Annotated in this window: 18 protein-coding genes; 6 read left to right on the forward strand and 12 right to left on the reverse strand. The window is 67.2% G+C overall.

Annotated elements, in window-relative coordinates; genetic code table 11:
- The first annotated feature begins 23 nt into the window (after positions 1 to 23).
- Positions 24 to 548, forward strand: a complete 525-nt coding sequence (locus QRN34_RS13430; protein ID WP_285405131.1) for a DUF2782 domain-containing protein — start codon at positions 24 to 26, stop codon at positions 546 to 548.
- A 66-nt stretch (positions 549 to 614) separates the two neighbouring features.
- On the opposite strand, the gene QRN34_RS13435 is transcribed toward QRN34_RS13430, so the two are convergent.
- Together QRN34_RS13435 and QRN34_RS13440 are read right to left on the reverse strand one after the other, a co-directional pair.
- Entirely contained in the window at positions 615 to 1313 is a 699-nt protein-coding gene (locus QRN34_RS13435) for a glutathione S-transferase (RefSeq protein ID WP_285405133.1), read from the reverse strand.
- Positions 1314 to 1377: 64 nt separating this feature from the next.
- Entirely contained in the window at positions 1378 to 2268 is an 891-nt protein-coding gene (locus QRN34_RS13440) for a LysR family transcriptional regulator (protein ID WP_285405134.1), read from the reverse strand.
- Between the two features lie 87 nt (positions 2269 to 2355).
- Between QRN34_RS13440 and QRN34_RS13445 the strand changes: the two genes are divergently transcribed.
- Positions 2356 to 3360, forward strand: coding sequence for a bile acid:sodium symporter family protein (locus QRN34_RS13445; RefSeq protein ID WP_285405294.1), 1005 nt, complete (start codon positions 2356 to 2358; stop codon positions 3358 to 3360).
- Here the strand turns inward: QRN34_RS13445 and purH are convergent.
- From purH to QRN34_RS13460, 3 genes are all read right to left on the reverse strand, one after another.
- Positions 3332 to 4921 carry a bifunctional phosphoribosylaminoimidazolecarboxamide formyltransferase/IMP cyclohydrolase gene (gene purH, locus QRN34_RS13450; RefSeq protein ID WP_285405136.1) on the reverse strand — a complete coding sequence of 530 codons (1590 nt, stop codon included), beginning with the start codon at positions 4919 to 4921 and terminating at the stop codon, positions 3332 to 3334. The two genes, QRN34_RS13445 and purH, sit on opposite strands and share 29 nt — an antisense overlap.
- A 71-nt stretch (positions 4922 to 4992) precedes the next feature.
- The gene (locus QRN34_RS13455; protein WP_051938476.1) at positions 4993 to 5226 is read right to left on the reverse strand and encodes a helix-turn-helix domain-containing protein; all 234 of its coding nucleotides are present in this window, start codon (positions 5224 to 5226) and stop codon (positions 4993 to 4995) included.
- A gap of 225 nt (positions 5227 to 5451) precedes the next feature.
- Positions 5452 to 6261 (reverse strand): zinc-ribbon and DUF3426 domain-containing protein, encoded by an 810-nt coding sequence (locus tag QRN34_RS13460; protein ID WP_285405138.1) that lies wholly within the window; start codon positions 6259 to 6261, stop codon positions 5452 to 5454.
- Between the two features lie 61 nt (positions 6262 to 6322).
- Between QRN34_RS13460 and prmA the strand changes: the two genes are divergently transcribed.
- Positions 6323 to 7222: a 50S ribosomal protein L11 methyltransferase gene (gene prmA, locus QRN34_RS13465; protein ID WP_285405140.1), complete on the forward strand. Its 900-nt coding sequence runs from the start codon at positions 6323 to 6325 to the stop codon at positions 7220 to 7222.
- A gap of 207 nt (positions 7223 to 7429) precedes the next feature.
- On the opposite strand, the gene accC is transcribed toward prmA, so the two are convergent.
- The 6 genes from accC to QRN34_RS13495 all read right to left on the reverse strand — a co-directional run bounded on the left by accC (position 7430) and on the right by QRN34_RS13495 (position 13279).
- On the reverse strand, positions 7430 to 8794 hold the full coding sequence (gene accC / locus QRN34_RS13470; protein WP_036137929.1) for an acetyl-CoA carboxylase biotin carboxylase subunit: 1365 nt from the start codon (positions 8792 to 8794) through the stop codon (positions 7430 to 7432).
- Positions 8795 to 8804: 10 nt separating this feature from the next.
- A complete protein-coding gene (gene accB, locus QRN34_RS13475) occupies positions 8805 to 9266 on the reverse strand; it encodes an acetyl-CoA carboxylase biotin carboxyl carrier protein (protein WP_285405141.1) in 462 nt (153 codons plus the stop codon).
- A 61-nt stretch (positions 9267 to 9327) separates the two neighbouring features.
- The gene (aroQ, locus tag QRN34_RS13480; RefSeq protein WP_285405143.1) at positions 9328 to 9777 is read right to left on the reverse strand and encodes a type II 3-dehydroquinate dehydratase; all 450 of its coding nucleotides are present in this window, start codon (positions 9775 to 9777) and stop codon (positions 9328 to 9330) included.
- A gap of 129 nt (positions 9778 to 9906) precedes the next feature.
- The gene (locus QRN34_RS13485; RefSeq protein WP_285405145.1) at positions 9907 to 10461 is read right to left on the reverse strand and encodes a DUF1415 domain-containing protein; all 555 of its coding nucleotides are present in this window, start codon (positions 10459 to 10461) and stop codon (positions 9907 to 9909) included.
- A 20-nt stretch (positions 10462 to 10481) separates the two neighbouring features.
- Entirely contained in the window at positions 10482 to 11021 is a 540-nt protein-coding gene (locus QRN34_RS13490; protein WP_285405147.1) for a TlpA disulfide reductase family protein, read from the reverse strand.
- On the reverse strand, positions 11018 to 13279 hold the full coding sequence (locus tag QRN34_RS13495; RefSeq protein ID WP_285405148.1) for a protein-disulfide reductase DsbD: 2262 nt from the start codon (positions 13277 to 13279) through the stop codon (positions 11018 to 11020). The genes QRN34_RS13490 and QRN34_RS13495 overlap by 4 nt, the downstream gene beginning before the upstream one ends.
- Before the next feature lie 244 nt (positions 13280 to 13523).
- Here QRN34_RS13495 and QRN34_RS13500 point away from each other — a divergent pair, with 244 nt between their 5' ends.
- The 3 genes from QRN34_RS13500 (at position 13524) to QRN34_RS13510 (ending at position 16624) form a co-directional block, all read left to right on the forward strand.
- Positions 13524 to 13817 carry a co-chaperone GroES gene (locus QRN34_RS13500; protein WP_036110126.1) on the forward strand — a complete coding sequence of 98 codons (294 nt, stop codon included), beginning with the start codon at positions 13524 to 13526 and terminating at the stop codon, positions 13815 to 13817.
- Between the two features lie 60 nt (positions 13818 to 13877).
- On the forward strand, positions 13878 to 15524 hold the full coding sequence (gene groL / locus QRN34_RS13505) for a chaperonin GroEL (protein WP_285405152.1): 1647 nt from the start codon (positions 13878 to 13880) through the stop codon (positions 15522 to 15524).
- 188 nt (positions 15525 to 15712) lie between these two features.
- Complete coding sequence (locus QRN34_RS13510; RefSeq protein ID WP_285405154.1) at positions 15713 to 16624, forward strand: hypothetical protein; 912 nt, start codon at positions 15713 to 15715, stop codon at positions 16622 to 16624.
- A 104-nt stretch (positions 16625 to 16728) separates the two neighbouring features.
- Here QRN34_RS13510 and QRN34_RS13515 read toward each other — a convergent pair whose 3' ends face one another.
- Positions 16729 to 17736, reverse strand: a complete 1008-nt coding sequence (locus QRN34_RS13515) for a hypothetical protein (protein ID WP_285405156.1) — start codon at positions 17734 to 17736, stop codon at positions 16729 to 16731.
- Between the last annotated feature and the right edge of the window lie 154 nt (positions 17737 to 17890).

Below are 17890 nucleotides of genomic sequence, written 5' to 3' on the forward strand. Positions count from 1 at the left end.
CACCCCGCCAGGAGAGACATCCCATGAACCGCTCGCCCATCCTCGTCGCTGCGCTTGCCCTCGCCCTGGCGCTGCCTGCCTTCGCCCAGACCGCCACGAAGTTCGCGCCGCTGCCGCCGCCGCCGGGCCTGAACGATCCGGGCGTCAAACCCGGCGAGCCGGACCGCTCAGGCCAGAAGCCCGTGGACCGCCCGGTCACCTACGACGAGGCCCAGGACGGCAAGTCCACTCCGGCGACCTCCGATGCCCAGGGCGTGCGCTCGCCGGTCGACCTGCCGGCCATGCAGGACCACGGCGCGGTGGATGCGCGCGGCCAGCAGGCGCCGCAGGTGACCGTGCGCCAGCAGGGCGACGACCGCGTTGAGGAATACCGTACGGGTGGCCGGCTGTTCATGGTCGTGGTGACGCCCAAGAACGGCGTGCCGCAGACGTACATGGCCGACCCGGACGGCAAGTTGCACAACGACCCGAAGAACGGTCCGGTCAATCCGGTTTACTACAAGGTCTACGAATGGGGCGCGGCGCCCAAGCCCGTCGACAGGAACTGATCGACGAGCGCCAGCGTCATGCCCCTGGATCAGGGGGCGTGACGCTGGCCACGCCTGGTAGGACGCTCAGCCGTCCAGTTCGGGGTAGTGGCGGAAAATACCCGTGGTGTTGAATGGCACGCGGCGATCGGAGGCCAGATAGGCGGCGATGTTCGGGCGGTCAGCCACACGCCGGGCCAGATCGCGCAGCAGCGGCAGCTCCTGCTTCGCCATCGCTTTAGGGAACGCGTATTCCAGGCCCGCCATCAGCTGGAACAACGACAGGTCGACGTAGGAATGCTGGTGCAGCACGAACCGGCCGCCACCACGCTCCAGTGCCTTCTCGAAATAGCCCAGGTATTTGGGAATACGCTGTTCACGAAAGTCCTTCGCGCGCTTCTTCGCCTCGTCGCGCTGGTCCTCGTAGTACTGCGCCGTGGATACGGGGTGATGCGTATCGTGCGCCTCGGCCACGATATCGCTGACGGTCAGCTGGAGTTGATGGGCATACAGGCGCCTGGACTCGCTTTCCGGCACCAGGTCGTGTCGCGGGCCGAGGTACTGCAGGATATTGGCGACCTGCGCGATCACCAGGTGGCCTGACGTGAGGAACGGTGGCGCGAACGGCAGCGCACCCTCATGCTGGCCTTCGAGGAAGGACGTCATCGCCTCGTTGCCTTCGACGCGTGCCACGTCGGTATACGTGGCGCCGGCATCCTCCAGGCACAGGCGGACGAATTCGCCGCGGCCCTGCAGTCCGGTCCAGTAGTAAAGCGCGTAGCTCATCGGCGGGCTCCTGCGGTAAAGCGCCGAGCATGCGCAACGCCCGTTTAAGTCCGCGTGAGCGCGATTAAGTCCGCGTGAGCGCGATGTCGCGAAAGGCTTCCCATACCGTCTGCGCCGGGGGCGACAGCGAGCGCGCGCGACGCCGCACCAGTGTCACCGCGCGGCCGCGTCGTGGCGTGAGCGGCGTGGCGACCAGGCCGGAGCGCAGGGCATCCAGCGAAAGCCGGGGCGTGACGGTGATGCCGAGCCCCGCTTCCACCATGCGGAAGGCGGTATGGGGATGACCGACCTCGAGCACGACCCGCATGGGGATGTTCGCCCGCGCGAACGCGGCATCGATGAGGCGGCGGCTGCCCGATGCATGATCCAGCAGCACCAGCGGCTGATCGGCCAAGGCCTCCCACGGCACGGTGCGACGCGTGGCAAAGGCATGGTCCGGGGGCGAGACCACGACGAACGGGTCCTGCATGAGTGTCTCGGTGTCGAATTCTTCCACCGTGGCCGGCTCCACCGTCAGGCCGAAGTCCACCTCGCCGCCACGCACGGCATCCAGCACCTGGGCCTGGTTCTGGTCGCGCAGGATGATCTCCAGCGCCGGGTGGTGCCGCGCGCACCAGGCGATGCAGGGTGGCACCAGCCCGGCCGCCAGGGTGGGCACCGCCGCGAGGCGGACACGGCCGCGTAACGGATCGGCCTGGGTGCGGGCATGCGCGAGCACCCCGTCCAGTTCGTCGAGCACCCGGGCCAGCGCCTGCTCCAGGTAGCGGCCGGCCTCGGTGGGCACGACCTCGCGCGTGCTGCGATCGAACAGGCGGACGTCCAGCTCGCTTTCCAGGTCGGCCACCAGGCGGCTGACGGCCGGCTGGGTGAGGTGCAGTGCGTCGGCCGCACGCCGGAAATGCCGCTGGTCCGCGACGGCGAGGAACGCACGCAACTGGCGCAGGGAGACATTCATGCGATTAATGTATCACCGGATCAGATAAAACGATTTGTCTTATCAAGCGACCGGCGCTGCAATGGGTGCCTCGATATTCCCAGGCTGATCGCCATGCGCCGTTTCCTTCCCGACGGATTCACCCTGTCCCTGATCGCCACTGTGGTCCTGGCCAGCCTGCTGCCCTGCCGCGGCGCTGCAGCCGGTGTGTTCGAGGTCGTGACCGACATCGCCATCGCCCTGTTGTTCTTCCTGCATGGCGCCAAGCTGTCCCGCGAGGCCGTGGTGGCGGGCATGACGAACTGGCGCCTGCACCTGACCGTGCTGGCCAGCACGTTCATCCTGTTTCCGCTGCTGGGCCTGCTGCTGAAGCCGATCCTGTCGCCACTGGTGACGCCGGACCTTTACCTGGGCATCCTGTTCCTGTGCACGCTGCCCTCCACCGTGCAGTCGTCCATCGCCTTCACCTCGATCGCGCGGGGCAACGTACCTGCGGCGATCGTCTCGGCCTCCGCGTCGAGCCTGCTCGGTATCTTCATTACGCCACTGCTGGTCGGCGCGATGATTGCCGGCACCGGGCAGGGCGGCCTGTCGTGGCATTCGGTCGGGGCCATCGTGCTGCAGTTGTTCGTGCCGTTCGTGGCCGGGCAGGTGGCGCAGCGCTGGATCGGTGGCTGGGTGCGTCGGCACGCCACGCTGCTGACGTATGTCGATCGCGGTTCGATCCTGCTCGTGGTCTACACCGCGTTCAGCGCGGCGGTGCTGCAGGGCCTGTGGCACCAGTTGCCGCCGCCGGTGCTGGGCGGCCTGGTGCTGGTGAACATCGTGCTGCTGGCCTGTGCGCTGCTGGCCACGCGCTACGGGGCGCGGGCGCTAGGCTTCGCCGCGGAAGACGAGATCACCATTGTCTTCTGCGGCTCGAAGAAAAGCCTGGCGTCCGGCGTGCCGATGGCGAAGGTGTTGTTCGCCGGCCACCCGCTGGGGCTGATCGTGCTGCCGATCATGCTGTTCCACCAGATCCAGCTGATGACCTGCGCGGTGCTGGCGCGGCGCTATGCGCTGCGCCGCGACCCGGTGCAGGAGCTCAGTGCCGGAAGTGGCGCACGCCCGTGAACACCATCGCCATGTCGTTCTCGTCCGCGGCGGCGATCACCTCGCTGTCGCGCATGGAACCACCGGGCTGGATGACCGCACGGATGCCCGCGGCGGCGGCGGCGTCGATGCCGTCGCGGAAGGGGAAGAACGCGTCCGAGGCCATGGCGCTGCCGGGCACCGTGAGGCCGGCTTCCTCGGCCTTGATGCCGGCGATCTTCGCGCTGACCACGCGGCTCATCTGCCCGGCGCCGATGCCGACCGTGCGGTTGTCCTTCGCGTAGACGATCGCGTTGGACTTGACCATCTTGGCCACGCGCCAGGCGAACAGCAGGTCATCGATTTCCTGTGCGCTGGGCTGGCGCTTGCTGACCACGGTCAGTTCGTCGCGGCCCACCTGGCGGTGATCGGCGGTCTGCACCAGCAGGCCGGAGCCGACGCGTTTCACGTCGTGCGTATTACGCCCTTCACCCGGCGGAATCTCGAGCACGCGCACATTCGCCTTCTTCGTCGCTTCTTCCACCGCGCCCGCATCCACGGCCGGAGCGATCAGCACCTCGACGAACTGACGCTTCAGGATCACCTTCGCCGTGGCCGCATCCAGCGGACGGTTGAACGCGATGATGCCGCCGAAAGCCGAAGTGGGGTCGGTGGCATAGGCGAGTTCGTACGCGGCGAGCGGATCGGCGGCAACGGCGACACCACAGGGGTTGGCATGCTTGACGATGACGCAGGCCGGCGCATCGAACTGGCGCACGCATTCCCACGCGGCATCCGCATCGGCGATGTTGTTGAACGACAGTTCCTTGCCCTGCAGCTGGCGGAACGTGGCGAGCGTGCCGGGCGCGGGGTACAGGTCGCGATAGAACGCGCCGGCCTGGTGCGGGTTTTCGCCGTAGCGCAGGTCCATGACCTTGACGAAGCGTCCGTTGGACTGCTGCGGGAATTCGGCGCGCGAGGCGACGGTGGTGTGCGTGTCGTCGAGGGTCACGCCGGACAGGTAATCGCTGATGGCCGCATCGTAGCTGGACACCCGGTTGAACGCAGCCACCGATAGCGCGAAACGCGTGGCGCGGGATAAACCGCCCCGGCCTTCGATCTCCGCGAGCGCGGCGTCGTATTGCGCGGGGTCGGTCAGCACGCCGACGTCGTTCCAGTTCTTGGCGGCGGCACGCAACATGGCGGGACCACCGATGTCGATGTTCTCGATCGCGTCATCCAGCGAGCATGCGGGATCGGCCACGGTGTGCTCGAACGGATACAGGTTCAGCACAAGCAGGTCGATCGGCAGGATGCCGTGCTCGGCCATCACGGCGTCGTCGGTGCCGCGGCGGCCGAGCAGGCCGCCGTGCACGCGCGGGTGCAGGGTCTTCACGCGACCCGCCATGATTTCCGGGAAGCCGGTGAGATCGCCCACATCGCGCACGGGGATGCCGGCATCGCGCAGTGCCTTGGCGGAACCGCCGGTGGAGAGGATGTCGATGTTCGCGGCCGCGAGGCGGCGGCCGAGTTCCGTCAGGCCCTGCTTGTCGGAAACGCTGACGAGCGCGCGGCGGACGGGAACGAGATCGGGCGTGGGCATGGGCACTTCCGGGGCGGAAAGCGCTCCATTATAGCCGCCCGGATGGCCGTGCGGCTTGGCCGTGGCGGCACTCAGGACAGGCCGTGGGCCGCCAGCTTCTTGCGGAGGGTGGCACGATTGATGCCCAGCGCGACGGCGGCGCGGCTCTGGTTGCCTTCGTGGAAGGCCAGCACCTCGCGCAGCAGCGGGCCTTCGACCTCGCGGATGACCAGGGCATGCAGGCCTTCACCGCCTTCGGTGTCGCCGATGTCGGCGAGGTAACGAAGCACGGTGCGGCTGACGCATTCGCTGAGGGCGCTCTGCATGGAGGTCTCGTTGGCGGCCTCGCCGGCAGTCAGTCTCACAGCGTTCAAGGCATTCCCCTCTCGCAGGCCGGGGCGCGGGTCCTCGGTCGGTTCTTGATGATGATGGTCGCTTGGGCTACGACTGGGACACGCCGTGAACGGGGGTCTGGCGTCGCGAAGGGAACCGAGTGTACTCGTCCCGGGCGGTGAAGTGCAGGCTTGCAAAAAGAAAATTTATTTGCCGGTTCAGTCGAACGAAAACGCGAAGGCGACCGCGCGCTGGCCCGGGTCTTGCACCTCGAACACCATCGCGGTAGTGGCCCCGCCAGGCAGGCCGCGCTCGCGCACATCCGCGTCGCCGACGTAATCGGCCGGCTGGAATCGCCGCATGGCCAGGCGTTGGCCGTTGGCGTCGGCAAGCACGATGGTGACGACGGGGTAGGGCTGCGCGAACGAGGCGTCGTTGCGTACGCTGGCAGTGATCAGCAGCCCGTCGCGCACGGAGGGATGCTGCTCGACATCGCGCGCCAGCAGGCGGAGTTGGGACGGCGCCGCGACCAGCGGGAGGTGGCAGCCGACGACGGCACAACCCGCCGCCAGCAGCGGGCCCACGGTGGGATCGGCGACGAGCACGTCGCGCTTGGCCCAGGCCAGCTGTGCGCCCAGGCCGAGCATCAGCGCCACGCAGACGACCACCCACATCGCGGTGCGCCACGAACGGCGCGGCCGTCGCGCGAACCGCGGCGTGAAGGTGAGGCCGGAGAAGTCAGTGGCGTCGTCGCCCGGCTCGTCGTCCGCCGGTGAGGGGGCGACCGGTAACGGCTCGTCGGGCAGTGCGCGCGGGCGGAACACCGCCACGCCGGCCGTCGGCGGCTCGCGGTCCAGCGCATGTTCCTGAAGTCGCGTGAACGGCTCGGGCGGCAGCTGCGCCGCCAGGGTGCCGAGCGCGTTGAACACCGTGTCGCAATGCTCGCAACGCACGCAGCCGCAGGCGGGCACGAGCGCCGCGGCGTCGAGCTTGTAGACGGTGAGGCACCCGGGACACTGCGTGTACATCGTTCGATCATAACGTGCGGGCCCGCTAGAATCGTCTCCCCGCCCACCGATTGGCTACCCCATGCCCTGGCTCGAACTTTCCCTGACGATCCGCGCCGCCGAGCAGCCGCGCGTCGAAGCCGCGCTGGAGGACCTGGGCGCACTCTCCATCACCCTGCAGGACGCGGACGCCGAAACGCCCGACGAGGAAGCCATCTTCGAGCCGGGCGTGGGCGAGCTGCCCTTGTGGAACCAGATCGTGCTGAACGCGCTGTTCGAGGCGGACGCCGATCGTCGCGGCCTCACGGCGGCGATCGCCGACGACCTGCCCTTCATCGAGCCCGCGCAGATCGCATGGCGTGACGTGGGCGACCAGGACTGGACGCGTGTGTGGATGGAAGACTACAAGCCGATGCCCTTCGGTCGTCGCCTGTGGGTGTATCCGTCGAACATCGAACCGCCGGTCGATGGCGACATCGTGGTCGTCCGTCTCGATCCCGGCCTCGCCTTCGGCACGGGCACGCACCCGACCACGGCGATGTGCCTGGAGTGGCTGGACGGCCAGCAGCTGGCCTGCAAGTCGGTGCTGGACTTCGGTTGCGGCTCGGGCATCCTCGCCATCGCCGCACTGAAGCTGGGCGCCGTGCGTGCCGTGGGCATCGACAACGACCCGCAGGCCATCGTCTCCTCGCACGACAACGCGGAGCGCAATGGCGTACAGGCCGACCTGGCCGTCTACCTGCCAGGCGAAGCACCGGTCGAACTCGCCGACGTGCTGGTGGCGAACATCCTTGCCGGCCCCCTCGGCGATCTCGCGCCGACCTTCGCCGCGGCCGTGAAGCCGGGCGCGCCGTTCGCGATCTCGGGCATCCTCTTCGGCCAGCACGAGGAACTGCTGACGCGCTATGCGGAATGGTTCGACAACCTGGAAATCCGCCAGCTGGAAGACTGGGTCCGCATCAGCGGCCTCCGGAAGCGTTGATTACCCCAGGGGATCCGCGTGGCGTAGGAGCGCACGATGTGCGCGACATGTGTTGAGGCCGAGACATGGAGTTGGCGCGCCAGCCCATGGTCACCGCGAAGACATGTCGCGCACATCGTGCGCTCCTACGACGGTCGCCGTTGCCGTTGTGGCACGGTTGCCGATGCGCATGCAAAAAAAATCCCGCCGGTTGGCGGGATTTTCGTATCACGCCGAGGGCGGCGTTTCCTTTTGTTCGGCCATGCGTTTTTCCAGGTAGTGGATGTTCTGTCCACCGAGTTGGAAGCCGACGTCGGCCATGATGCGCTGCTGTAGCGGGATGTTGCACTTCACGCCTTCGATCACCGTCTCGTTCAGTGCCATGCGCATGCGCGCGATGGCGGTGGCGCGATCCGGGCCGTGCACGATGATCTTGCCGATCATCGAGTCGTAGTTGGGCGGGATGCGGTAGCCGTCGTACAGGTGGGTATCCACGCGCACGCCCGGGCCACCCGGCGCCTCGAAACGCTTCACCGTGCCGGGGCTGGGCATGAAGGTGTCGGGGTCTTCGGCGTTGACGCGGCACTCGATGGCATGGCCGGTGAGCACGATGTCTTCCTGACGGATGGACAGCTTCTCACCGCCGGCGATCAGCAGCTGTTCGCGCACGAGGTCGATGCCGGTGACCAGCTCCGTCACCGGATGCTCCACCTGGATGCGGGTGTTCATCTCGATGAAGTAGAAGCGGCCACCTTCGAACAGGAACTCGAACGTGCCCGCGCCGCGATAGCCGATACGCAGGCAGGCATCGACGCAGACCTTGCCGATTTCCGCGCGCAGTTCCGGCGTGATGCCCGGTGCCGGGGCTTCTTCCACCACCTTCTGGTGGCGGCGCTGCATCGAGCAGTCGCGTTCGCCCAGGTGGACGGCATTGCCCTGGCCGTCGGCCAGCACCTGGATCTCCACGTGGCGCGGATTTTCCAGGAACTTCTCCATGTAGACCTGATCGTTGCTGAAAGCCGCCTTGGCTTCCTGCTTGGTCATGACGATGGAGTTGGCGAGGTGGGCCTCGGTGCGCACGACGCGCATGCCGCGACCGCCGCCACCGCCGGACGCCTTGATGATGACCGGGTAGCCGATCTCCAGCGCGATACGCGCGTTCTCGTCCACGTCATCGCCCAGCGGGCCACCGGAGCCGGGCACGCACGGCACGCCGGCGGCCTTCATGGCGCGGATTGCCTCGACCTTGTCGCCCATCAGGCGGATGACGTCGGCGGTGGGGCCGATGAAGATGAAGCCCGACTGCTCGACCTGCTCCGCGAAGTTCGCGTTCTCGGACAGGAAGCCGTAGCCCGGGTGGATCGCGGCGGCGTCGGTGATCTCGGCGGCGGCGATGATCCGCGGAATGTTCAGGTAGCTTTCGGCGGAGGGGCCCGGGCCGATGCACACCGATTCATCGGCCAGGCCGACGTGTTTCAGGTTGCGGTCCACGGTGGAATGCACCGCGACCGTCTTGATGCCCAGCGCGTGGCATGCGCGCAGCACGCGCAGCGCGATTTCGCCGCGGTTGGCGATGACGACCTTCTCGAGCATGGGTGTGGCCTCAGGCGATGACGAACATCGGTTCGTCGAATTCGACCGGCTGGCCGTTCTCGACCAGGACCGCGACGACCGTACCGGCCACGTCGGCTTCGATCTGGTTGAACATCTTCATGGCTTCGATGATGCCCAGCGTCTCGCCGGCCTTGACCTGCTGGCCCACGCTGGCGAACGCCGGTGAGCCGGGGGTGGAGGCGGCGTAGAACGTACCGACCATCGGCGCCTTGACCACATGGCCGGCCGGCAGGCCGGGTTCGGCGGCCGGAGCGGGCGCGGCAGCGGCGGCTACCGGTGCGGCGGCGACAGGCGCCGGCGCGGGCGGTGCCGCGTACATCGGCTGGGCGACGGCCGTGCCCTTGGGCACGCGTGACAGGCGGACGACTTCCTCGCCTTCCTTGATTTCCAGCTCCGCGAGGTTCGATTCCTCGAGCAGGTCGATGAGCTTCTTGATCTTGCGCAGGTCCATGGGGCAACCCTTAGTCAGTGGTGGAGGTGCGGGCGCCGGAGGGCGCGCCGCGAAGGGGATGTCAGGCGGCGGGCACCGCGAGGCGCAGCAACGCCGCTTCCAGCGCGAGGCGGTAGCTGTCGCCGCCGAAGCCGCAGATCACGCCGGCGGCGATGTCGGAAAGGTAGGAATGGTGCCGGAACGGCTCACGCGCATGCGGATTGGACAGGTGGATCTCGATGAACGGGATGGCCACGCCGGACAAGGCGTCGCGCAGCGCCACCGAGGTATGGGTGAACGCGGCGGGATTGATCAGGATCCAGGCCATGCCTTCGTCGCGGGCCTGGTGGACCCGCGCGATCAGCTCGTGCTCGGCGTTGGACTGGAACCAGCTGATGTCGTGGCCGGTGCCCTGCACGCGCGCCTGCAGCGACGCGTTGATGTCGGCGAGCGTCTCGCGCCCGTACACCGCGGGCTCGCGTACGCCGAGGAGGTTGAGGTTGGGTCCGTGAAGGACGAGGAGCCTGGCCACTGTTCACCTGCCTTGGGTCCGGAGTTCCGGAACGCCGCGCAGTGTGCGCCTGTCGTCCCGCCTTGTCCAGTTCGGTGAAGATCGACGCAGTTCGCTGGAGATAGCGACTTTCCAGACGCCGCCGTATGGTCAGGCCTTGGGAAAGAGCGCGCGCCAGCCGTCGTGGCCGAGCGCGTCCAGGGTGGCCATGTTGGCTTCGAAGATACTTGCCGCGTCCGGGAACGCGGCCACCGCGCGGTCGATGCTGGCCTCGCGCAGCAGGTGCAGGGTCGGGAACGGTGAGCGATTCGTGTAGTTCGTGATGTCGTCAGGCGCCGTGCCTTCGAACTGGAAGTCCGGATGAAAGCTGGCGACCTGGATCTGGCCGTCCAGCGACAGCTCCGCGACGGTGTCGTCGGCGATCTCCAGGAAATCGTTGAAGTCCATGAAGTCGCCCAGCACGCGGGGATGGATCAGCAGCGTGGTGTCGACGACCTCCGGATCGGCGTCGCGCAGGAACTTCAGCTCGCGAACCAGTTCATCGTGCAGGGGTAGCGGCTGCTCGGCGTCACTGATCACGAAACGGACCTGGCCTTTCTTGTGCACCGCCTTGGCGAAGGGGCACAGGTTGAGGCCGATGACGGCGCGTTCGAGCCACTGGCGGGTGGCTTCGATCGTCTCGTCGGCGGTGGGCATAGGGTCCATGGGCAAGGGTCTCCGTGGGTTCAGGGCGCGAGCCACGACTCGATGTCGGCCGCGCTGAGCGGGCCGACCCGGCGTTTCATGATGTGGCCGTCCTCGCCGATGAGGACGCTGTAAGGCAGGACGCGGCGCGTATTGCCCAGCGACAGCGAACCGCCGGGCGACTGGCCGTCGATCAGCACGATCGGATAACCGACGGGCCGCTGCGCGAGGTAACGGCGTGCGTCCGCCGCGGTGTCCTCGGCCACCCCGAGGATCACGGCGCCCGAGGCGCCAGCGCCCATGCGCTCGTGGGCAGCGTCCAGCAAGGGCATCTCGCGACGGCAGGGCGCGCACCACGACGCCCAGAAATTGACCAGGATGCGTTTGCCGCGCCATTCGGACAGGCGATGCGCCGTGCCGTCCAGGCCGACGTAGACGGCATCGGGCGGCAGCTCCCCCGGCCCGGCCACCGTCACGCCCTCGGGCGGTGGCGGGTCCTGGAGACGGTGCTCGACATACCCGCCCAGCGCCGCGCCGGCAATGGCCAGCACCACGATCCAGAACGTCGGCCCGCGGGTCATGGGTGCGACGCGGTATCGAGCGCCCCGGCCACGGTGTCGTAGGTGAGCACCGTGGATAGCTTCCTGCCATCGCCGCCGCCCTTGGGGTAGACGACGTAGAGCGGCACGCCCACGGAATGGTATTGCTCCAGGAACGCCGCGATGGTCGGGTTCACGTCGGTCCAGTCGCCCTTCATGTAGACGGTGCCGGTGCGCTTGAGCAGGTCCTTGAAGGCATCGGTGTCCAGCACGGCTTTCTCGTTCGCCTTGCAGGTGATGCACCAGTCCGCGGTCATGTCGACCAGCACGGGCGTACCGGCCGCGCGCAGTTCCGCCAGCCTGGCCGGCGAGTAAGGCACCGAGCCATCGGTGGCCGTCGCCGTCCTGGTGGCGGCCGGCAAACCGTGCACCATCCACAGGGCAGCCAGCGCGCCGGCGCCGAGCAAGGCCGTGAATACCCACGACAGCCCCGGGCGGCGGCTGCGGCCGTACCACCACAAGGCCATCGCCAGCAGCACGGCACCGACGAGCACCAGCGCCGTCGCATCGGCACCGCGCTGCTTGGTCAGCACCCACAGCAGCCACACGGCGGTGAGGTACATCGGGAAGGCCAGCGCCTGTTTCAGGGTTTCCATCCAGCGACCCGGTCGCGGCAGCAGCCGGGCGATGGCTGGCACGAAACCGATCAGCAGGAAGGGCAGGGCGAGGCCCAGGCCCAGGGCGAGGAAGATCAGGAAGGCAACGGGCACGGACGCGGCGAACGCGAACGCGATGGCCGAGCCCATGAACGGCGCCGTGCACGGACTGGCCACCACGACAGCGAGCACGCCGGTGAAGAAGTCGCCCGAGGGGCCCGAGCGCGAGGCCAGGCCGCTGCCCAGGTTGCCCAGCGACCCGCCGATCTCGAACACGCCCGACATCGACAGGCCGACCGCGAGCATGACGTAGACCAGCAGGCCGATGGCGACCGGCTGCTGGAACTGCGCGCCCCACTGGATGCCGTGTCCGGCGGCACGGATGCCGACGATGACGACACCCAGCGCGGCGAAGGCGACCAGCACGCCCGCGGTGTACCAGAGCGCATGCTTGCGCGCGGCGGTCGGGCTCTCGCCGCTTTCCAGCACGGTGATGGCTTTCAGTGACAGCACCGGCAGGACGCAGGGCATCAGGTTCAGGACCAGGCCGCCGAGCAGGGCCAGGCCAATCGCGGCGAGGATGCCGACCGGTGCATCCGCGCCGGCCGGGACCAGGCCCTTGGGCGGCGGTGTCGGGGCGACGTCGGCGGGTGTCGTCGCCGGCGTGCCGGTCGTCGCACTGGCCGGTGCGGCGACGACGACGGCGCCGGTGGCCAGGTCGACATCGAGTCGGCGGGTCATCACCGGATAGCAGATGCCGTTTTCCAGGCAGCCCTGGTAGGACACGTCGAGCTGGAGCTTGCCGTCCTTCGCGGCACCCGCCAGCGGTACCGGCAGTTCCACCTGGTCGAAGTAGACGATGGTGTCGCCGAAATGCTCGTCGTGGTGCGCCGTGCCGCTGGGCCAGTCAGGCTCGCCAGCGGTGACCCCAGCGGGCGATACGACCTTGATCGCGGTCTTGTCGCGGTAGAGGTAATAGTCCTTGGGCATCGTCCAGCGCAGCAGCAGCGCGTCGCCACCCTTGACCAGTGCCTCGAAGCGAAACGCCTGGTCGGCCGGGAGGGCCTGGGCATCCGTCCCGGGCAGCGTGGCGGGCTTGCCAAGCAGTGCGGCGCCGGCGCCGGGTGCCGTGGCTGCCGTCGTTGTCGCTGGCGCCGCGGTAGGGGCCGCCGGGATCGTCGAGGGCGCGCCGACGACGAGCTTGAGGTGCTCGGTATGCGGCGGGTAGCAGATCTTCGGCTCCACCTCGTGGCAGCCCTGGTACTGCACGTCCAGCGCCACCGTCTTCATCGAGGCATCGGCCAGCGTGTAGGGCACGGTGGCCTGGATGTCCCCGTGGTAGATCTCCACGTCGCCCAGGTATTCGTCGTGCTTCTTCAGGCCGTCGGGCAGCGCCGGGGTACCGAGCGTCAGGGCCGCCGGATCGGTCGGCTTGATGACGATCCGCCCGCGGTACAGGTAATAGTCCGGAGCGATGCGCCAGTGCAGCCCGACCGTGCCAGGCTGGCTGGCGTCGGCGGTGAGCTGGAACGCCTGAGTGACCGGCAGCAGGCCGTCCTCGGGATCCTGGGCAAGCGCGGGCAGCGTGGCGAGCAGCAGGACGAGGGCGACGAGGTTCCGCGTGAGGCGGGAAAGCGACGGCATGGGACTCTCCGGGAAGGCGTTGGACATTATGACCGGGCCGGCGCGCTCTGGCTTGCACGCGCCGTGCGGGCAACTATTTTCCGACCGCGCCCTTGAACCCGGCGTCCGCGCCGCCATCTGTCGAGCATCCAGAAAGACTTCCGGTTGACGTATTCTTCTGGCTAAAATTCTGGCACTCACCCTGGCCAAGTGCTAACAGGGTGATAACAAATCCTTTCCCGTCAAACACATGTTTGGAGAAGTCATGAGCAAACTGCGCCCGCTGCACGATCGCGTCATCGTCAAGCGTCTCGAAGAAGAGCGCGTCTCGGCCGGTGGCATCGTCATCCCCGACAGTGCCACCGAGAAGCCCACCCGCGGCAAGGTCATCGCCGCCGGTACCGGCCTGCTGCTCGCCAGCGGCCAGCTCCGCCCGATGGGCGTGAAGGAAGGCGACGTGGTCCTGTTCGGCAAGTACGCCGGCCAGGAAATCAAGGTCGACGGCGAAGAGCTGGTCTTCCTGAAGGAAGACGACATCGTGGCGGTCCTGGAAGGCTGAGCACCGCTCGCCTCGTCCACCGCGTTTCCTCTTATCTAAATATCCAAGGATTCAACGATCATGGCATCTAAAGAAGTCCGCTTCGGCGAAGACGTCCGCGCCCGCATGCTGAAGGGTGTCAACACCCTCGCCAACGCCGTCAAGGTCACCCTGGGCCCGAAGGGCCGTAACGTCGTGCTCGAGAAGAGCTTCGGCGCCCCGACCGTCACCAAGGACGGCGTCTCGGTCGCGAAGGAAATCGAGCTCGCCGACAAGTACGAGAACATCGGCGCGCAGATCGTGAAGGAAGCCGCCTCGAAGACCTCCGACGTGGCCGGTGACGGCACCACGACCGCGACCGTCCTCGCCCAGGCGTTCATCCAGGAAGGCCTCAAGGCCGTGGCCGCGGGCATCAACCCGATGGACCTCAAGCGCGGTATCGACCAGGCCGTCATCGCGGCGGTCGGCGAGCTGAAGAAGCTCTCCAACCCTACCGCCGACGACAAGGCCATCGCCCAGGTCGGCACCATCTCGGCCAACTCCGATGCGAACATCGGCGACATCATCGCCACGGCGATGGGCAAGGTCGGCAAGGAAGGCGTGATCACGGTCGAGGAAGGCTCGGGCCTCGAGAACGAGCTGGACGTCGTCGAAGGCATGCAGTTCGACCGCGGCTACCTCTCGCCGTACTTCATCAACAACCAGCAGTCGCAGCAGGTTGAACTGGACGACCCGTTCATCCTCATCCACGACAAGAAGATCTCCAACGTCCGTGAGCTGCTGCCGGTGCTCGAAGCCGTCGCCAAGGCCGCCAAGCCGCTGCTGATCGTCGCCGAGGAAGTCGAGGGCGAAGCCCTGGCCACCCTCGTCGTCAACACCATCCGCGGTATCGTCAAGGTCGCCGCCGTCAAGGCGCCGGGCTTCGGCGATCGCCGCAAGGCCATCCTGGAAGACATCGCCAACCTCACGGGCGGCACGGTCATTTCCGAGGAAGTGGGCCTGGCGCTCGACAAGGCCACGATCACCGATCTGGGCCGCGCCAAGCGCGTCGTGATCACCAAGGAAAACACCACGATCATCGACGGTGCCGGCGATGCCGAAGGCATCCAGTCGCGCATCAAGCAGATCAAGGCGCAGATCGAAGAGACCTCGTCGGACTACGACCGTGAGAAGCTGCAGGAGCGCGTGGCCAAGCTGGCCGGCGGCGTGGCCGTCATCAAGGTCGGCGCCGCGACGGAAGTCGAGATGAAGGAAAAGAAGGCCCGTGTCGAAGACGCCCTGCACGCTACGCGCGCAGCCGTCGAAGAGGGCGTGGTCCCGGGCGGCGGCGTTGCGCTGATCCGTGCACTGAAGGCGCTGGAAGGCCTGAAGGGCAAGAACACCGACCAGGACCTCGGCATCGCGATCACCCGTCGCACGCTGGAGGCCCCGCTGCGCGCCATCGTCACCAACGCCGGTGAAGAAGCGTCGGTCATCGTCAACCAGGTCAAGGCCGGCGAAGGCAACTTCGGCTACAACGCCGCGACCGGTGAGTTCGGCGACATGATCGCCTTCGGCATCCTGGACCCGACCAAGGTGACCCGTTCGGCCCTGCAGTTCGCGGCCTCGGTCGCCGGCTCGATCATCACGACCGAAGCGGCCGTGACCGAAGTGCCGAAGAAGGACGACGGCGCCGGCCACGGTGGCGCGGGCGGCGGCATGGGCGGCATGGGCGGCATGGACTTCTAAGTCCCTGCCTTCCGGCTTGCTCCATGAGAGGCCCCGCGCAAGCGGGGCCTTTTTTATGCGCCGAGCAAATGCGTCTACCGATCAACCGTTTGCTATGTGCACGGCCTTAAACGCCTGGCGATCGGGCTTGCGATCCGCGGCGGGGAAGGCTTATCTGGGCGCTCATCCCACGCGCAGGAGCGCTATCCATGGCAAGGAAAGGCCGGTTCTGGTTGTTCATCGTTTTGACGTTGTCCGTTGCCTGTACACGGCAACCATCCCGCCCACCGCAGGCGCAGTCCGCAGGCGACGACGTCGCCGCCGCGCTCAACGCCCGTTATGACGACGTTCGATCGGCCTGTGACGGTGGCCAGCCTGCCGCGTACTTCTGCAGTGGCGTACTGATACGCAATGCGGCTCTGGGAGCGAGCTATCACTTCTGGAATCCTCGCCCCGACGACGAGTACTACGGTGTGTCGTTCAGTTATTTTCGCCGCGACGTCGGTTCGCGTGAACTGTTCGGCCAGACGGCAGGCTTCATCGCCGTACCCGCGGATCGCTGGAGCGAGGACGGTGGCTACGTGTGGCAGATGAAGTGCTCGTTTCCGTACGACGCCGTTACGAGCCTGGAGCGCGGCCCCTACGGATGCGGTGCCAGTGCGGATTATCCGGTCGACAGCCGGCCCTGCGCCGAGCAAGGCATCGTGACCACGCAAGCCTTCGCACAGCACTACCTCTCAGTGGCGCCCGAGCCGGAGAATCCACCCGATGCGTTTCGCCGTCGGGCATTGCACCAGTGCTCGTTCGGCGTGGATACCTTCTCGTTCGAGCTCAGTATCCTCGCTCGTCAGGGCGGCCGACTGGAGATTCCCTCGAGGCGTTACATGGAACTGATGATCGCGGAGTGGCCGCAGGACATTCCGGCCCGTCTGCCGATCGAGGCCATCTTCTACGCAGCCGAGCGTGGTGCCGCCGGCGTCGAGGAAGCGCGTAAGGGGCAGCGGGATTTCGCATCCGCGACAGGGCGTGTAGTGCCCATCGTGAAACTGGAAGGAAACGATGCCGTTCCCCCATTCAATTACAGCGAGAACGACCAGGCGCCTGAGCTCCGCCCTCGCTGATGTCTCGTTAGGCCAGGTGACGGGAGGATGACTCCTCCGGGTGGGCAGCATCGCCACCCGTCCTTTCGGAGTCATCGCCGGGCAAGCCCTGTCAGGCCATGGGCTCAGTACGAGATCGTGGCCGATGTCGCCGTGGTGCTCAGGCCGTAATTGCACTGGGGATTGATGCCGGAGGTGTTGCTGCCCTGCCACGGGGGCGACGCGACGCGCGTGTTGTTGCGGTCATACACCTGGATGTTGCGAAAGGTGATCGGGCCGCCGGGATACTCGCCGCAGGTGGAGACGTTGTAGACCTCCAGCACACCGCCGAAGACCCAGGTCAGGTCGGCATACGGGTTGGTGGTCAGCGAACTGGTCTTGCCCGTGGTGGTGTTGCGCGAGTCGATCTTCCACGTGGCGCACGCTTGGCCCGCCGCACAGGTGGAGTAAGTGTCGCCCACCACGGTATCGCCCGCGCTCGCCGGAATCGGATCGCTATGGAAGGTGGTGCCGTCGACACAGCAGTTCCAGCTGGCCAGCGTCCAGGCCTTGTCGTTGTAGCCGTTCCAGCCCAGTACCGGTTGGAGGATGGACTTCACCGTGGGCAGCTGTTCCAGGCCGGGGAAGAAATAGATGACCTGGTCGTCTTTCGTCGTGGGGGCGCTCGGCACCGTCCACGTGGCAACGATGCGGCCGATCGGTTTGCTGCTGGTGTAGTTCGCCGACTGCACCCAGCCGCTCTGTTCCGGTGGCGGCGTCGCCGTGCTGCGCAGCGTGCGCCGACCGTCGGCTTCGATGCGTTCACCCTGCAAGGTGTAATTGGCCTTGCCGCAGGTGGCTGCTTTTTCCATGGTGCCCGAGGCGCGGCGGATCATGCCGTTCGTTTGCAGTTCGTCCCCGGCATGCACGGTAGCCACGCAATCGGGGGAGAAATAGCCATTGGGTGTGACGACGTAATCGTCGGGGATGCCGGCCGGTTTGGCACTGTCCGGCATCGTACCGACGCGGGTGAGCTGGGCCAGCGGTGCCAATGTCGGCGTATCCGCCGCGGCGGCGCCCGCCGCGAGGGAGAACAGGGCAGCGATCATGCCTGCGCGCACCACGACCTTGCCGATGGAAGCGAACCTTTTCATGCGTACGACTCCTGCGTTGAAAGGGCGTCGTCCCTGTGCCGTCGACCAACGGTGGTCGGCGCGCGTCCCCCCGGCTCCCGCACCGCCATGGGTGCAAAACCAAGCTATCGCTGCGATGACAGGTGTTTCGTGATCCAGGGCACCGATAGCCGGC

The sequence above is a fragment of the Luteibacter sp. ME-Dv--P-043b genome (assembly GCF_030209605.1).
Taxonomy (GTDB): domain Bacteria; phylum Pseudomonadota; class Gammaproteobacteria; order Xanthomonadales; family Rhodanobacteraceae; genus Luteibacter.

Coding starts and splice junctions, on each gene's coding strand:
- QRN34_RS13435 (WP_285405133.1), bottom strand. CDS start 1,313: ATGAGCTACGCGCTTTACTACTGGACCGGACTGCAGGGCCGCGGCGAA.
- QRN34_RS13510 (WP_285405154.1), top strand. CDS start 15,713: ATGGCAAGGAAAGGCCGGTTCTGGTTGTTCATCGTTTTGACGTTGTCC.
- accB (WP_285405141.1), bottom strand. CDS start 9,266: ATGGACCTGCGCAAGATCAAGAAGCTCATCGACCTGCTCGAGGAATCG.
- QRN34_RS13500 (WP_036110126.1), top strand. CDS start 13,524: ATGAGCAAACTGCGCCCGCTGCACGATCGCGTCATCGTCAAGCGTCTC.
- QRN34_RS13485 (WP_285405145.1), bottom strand. CDS start 10,461: ATGGACCCTATGCCCACCGCCGACGAGACGATCGAAGCCACCCGCCAG.
- QRN34_RS13495 (WP_285405148.1), bottom strand. CDS start 13,279: ATGCCGTCGCTTTCCCGCCTCACGCGGAACCTCGTCGCCCTCGTCCTG.
- QRN34_RS13460 (WP_285405138.1), bottom strand. CDS start 6,261: ATGTACACGCAGTGTCCCGGGTGCCTCACCGTCTACAAGCTCGACGCC.
- QRN34_RS13515 (WP_285405156.1), bottom strand. CDS start 17,736: ATGAAAAGGTTCGCTTCCATCGGCAAGGTCGTGGTGCGCGCAGGCATG.
- QRN34_RS13455 (WP_051938476.1), bottom strand. CDS start 5,226: ATGCAGAGCGCCCTCAGCGAATGCGTCAGCCGCACCGTGCTTCGTTAC.
- groL (WP_285405152.1), top strand. CDS start 13,878: ATGGCATCTAAAGAAGTCCGCTTCGGCGAAGACGTCCGCGCCCGCATG.
- QRN34_RS13490 (WP_285405147.1), bottom strand. CDS start 11,021: ATGACCCGCGGGCCGACGTTCTGGATCGTGGTGCTGGCCATTGCCGGC.
- QRN34_RS13440 (WP_285405134.1), bottom strand. CDS start 2,268: ATGAATGTCTCCCTGCGCCAGTTGCGTGCGTTCCTCGCCGTCGCGGAC.
- purH (WP_285405136.1), bottom strand. CDS start 4,921: ATGCCCACGCCCGATCTCGTTCCCGTCCGCCGCGCGCTCGTCAGCGTT.
- prmA (WP_285405140.1), top strand. CDS start 6,323: ATGCCCTGGCTCGAACTTTCCCTGACGATCCGCGCCGCCGAGCAGCCG.
- accC (WP_036137929.1), bottom strand. CDS start 8,794: ATGCTCGAGAAGGTCGTCATCGCCAACCGCGGCGAAATCGCGCTGCGC.
- QRN34_RS13430 (WP_285405131.1), top strand. CDS start 24: ATGAACCGCTCGCCCATCCTCGTCGCTGCGCTTGCCCTCGCCCTGGCG.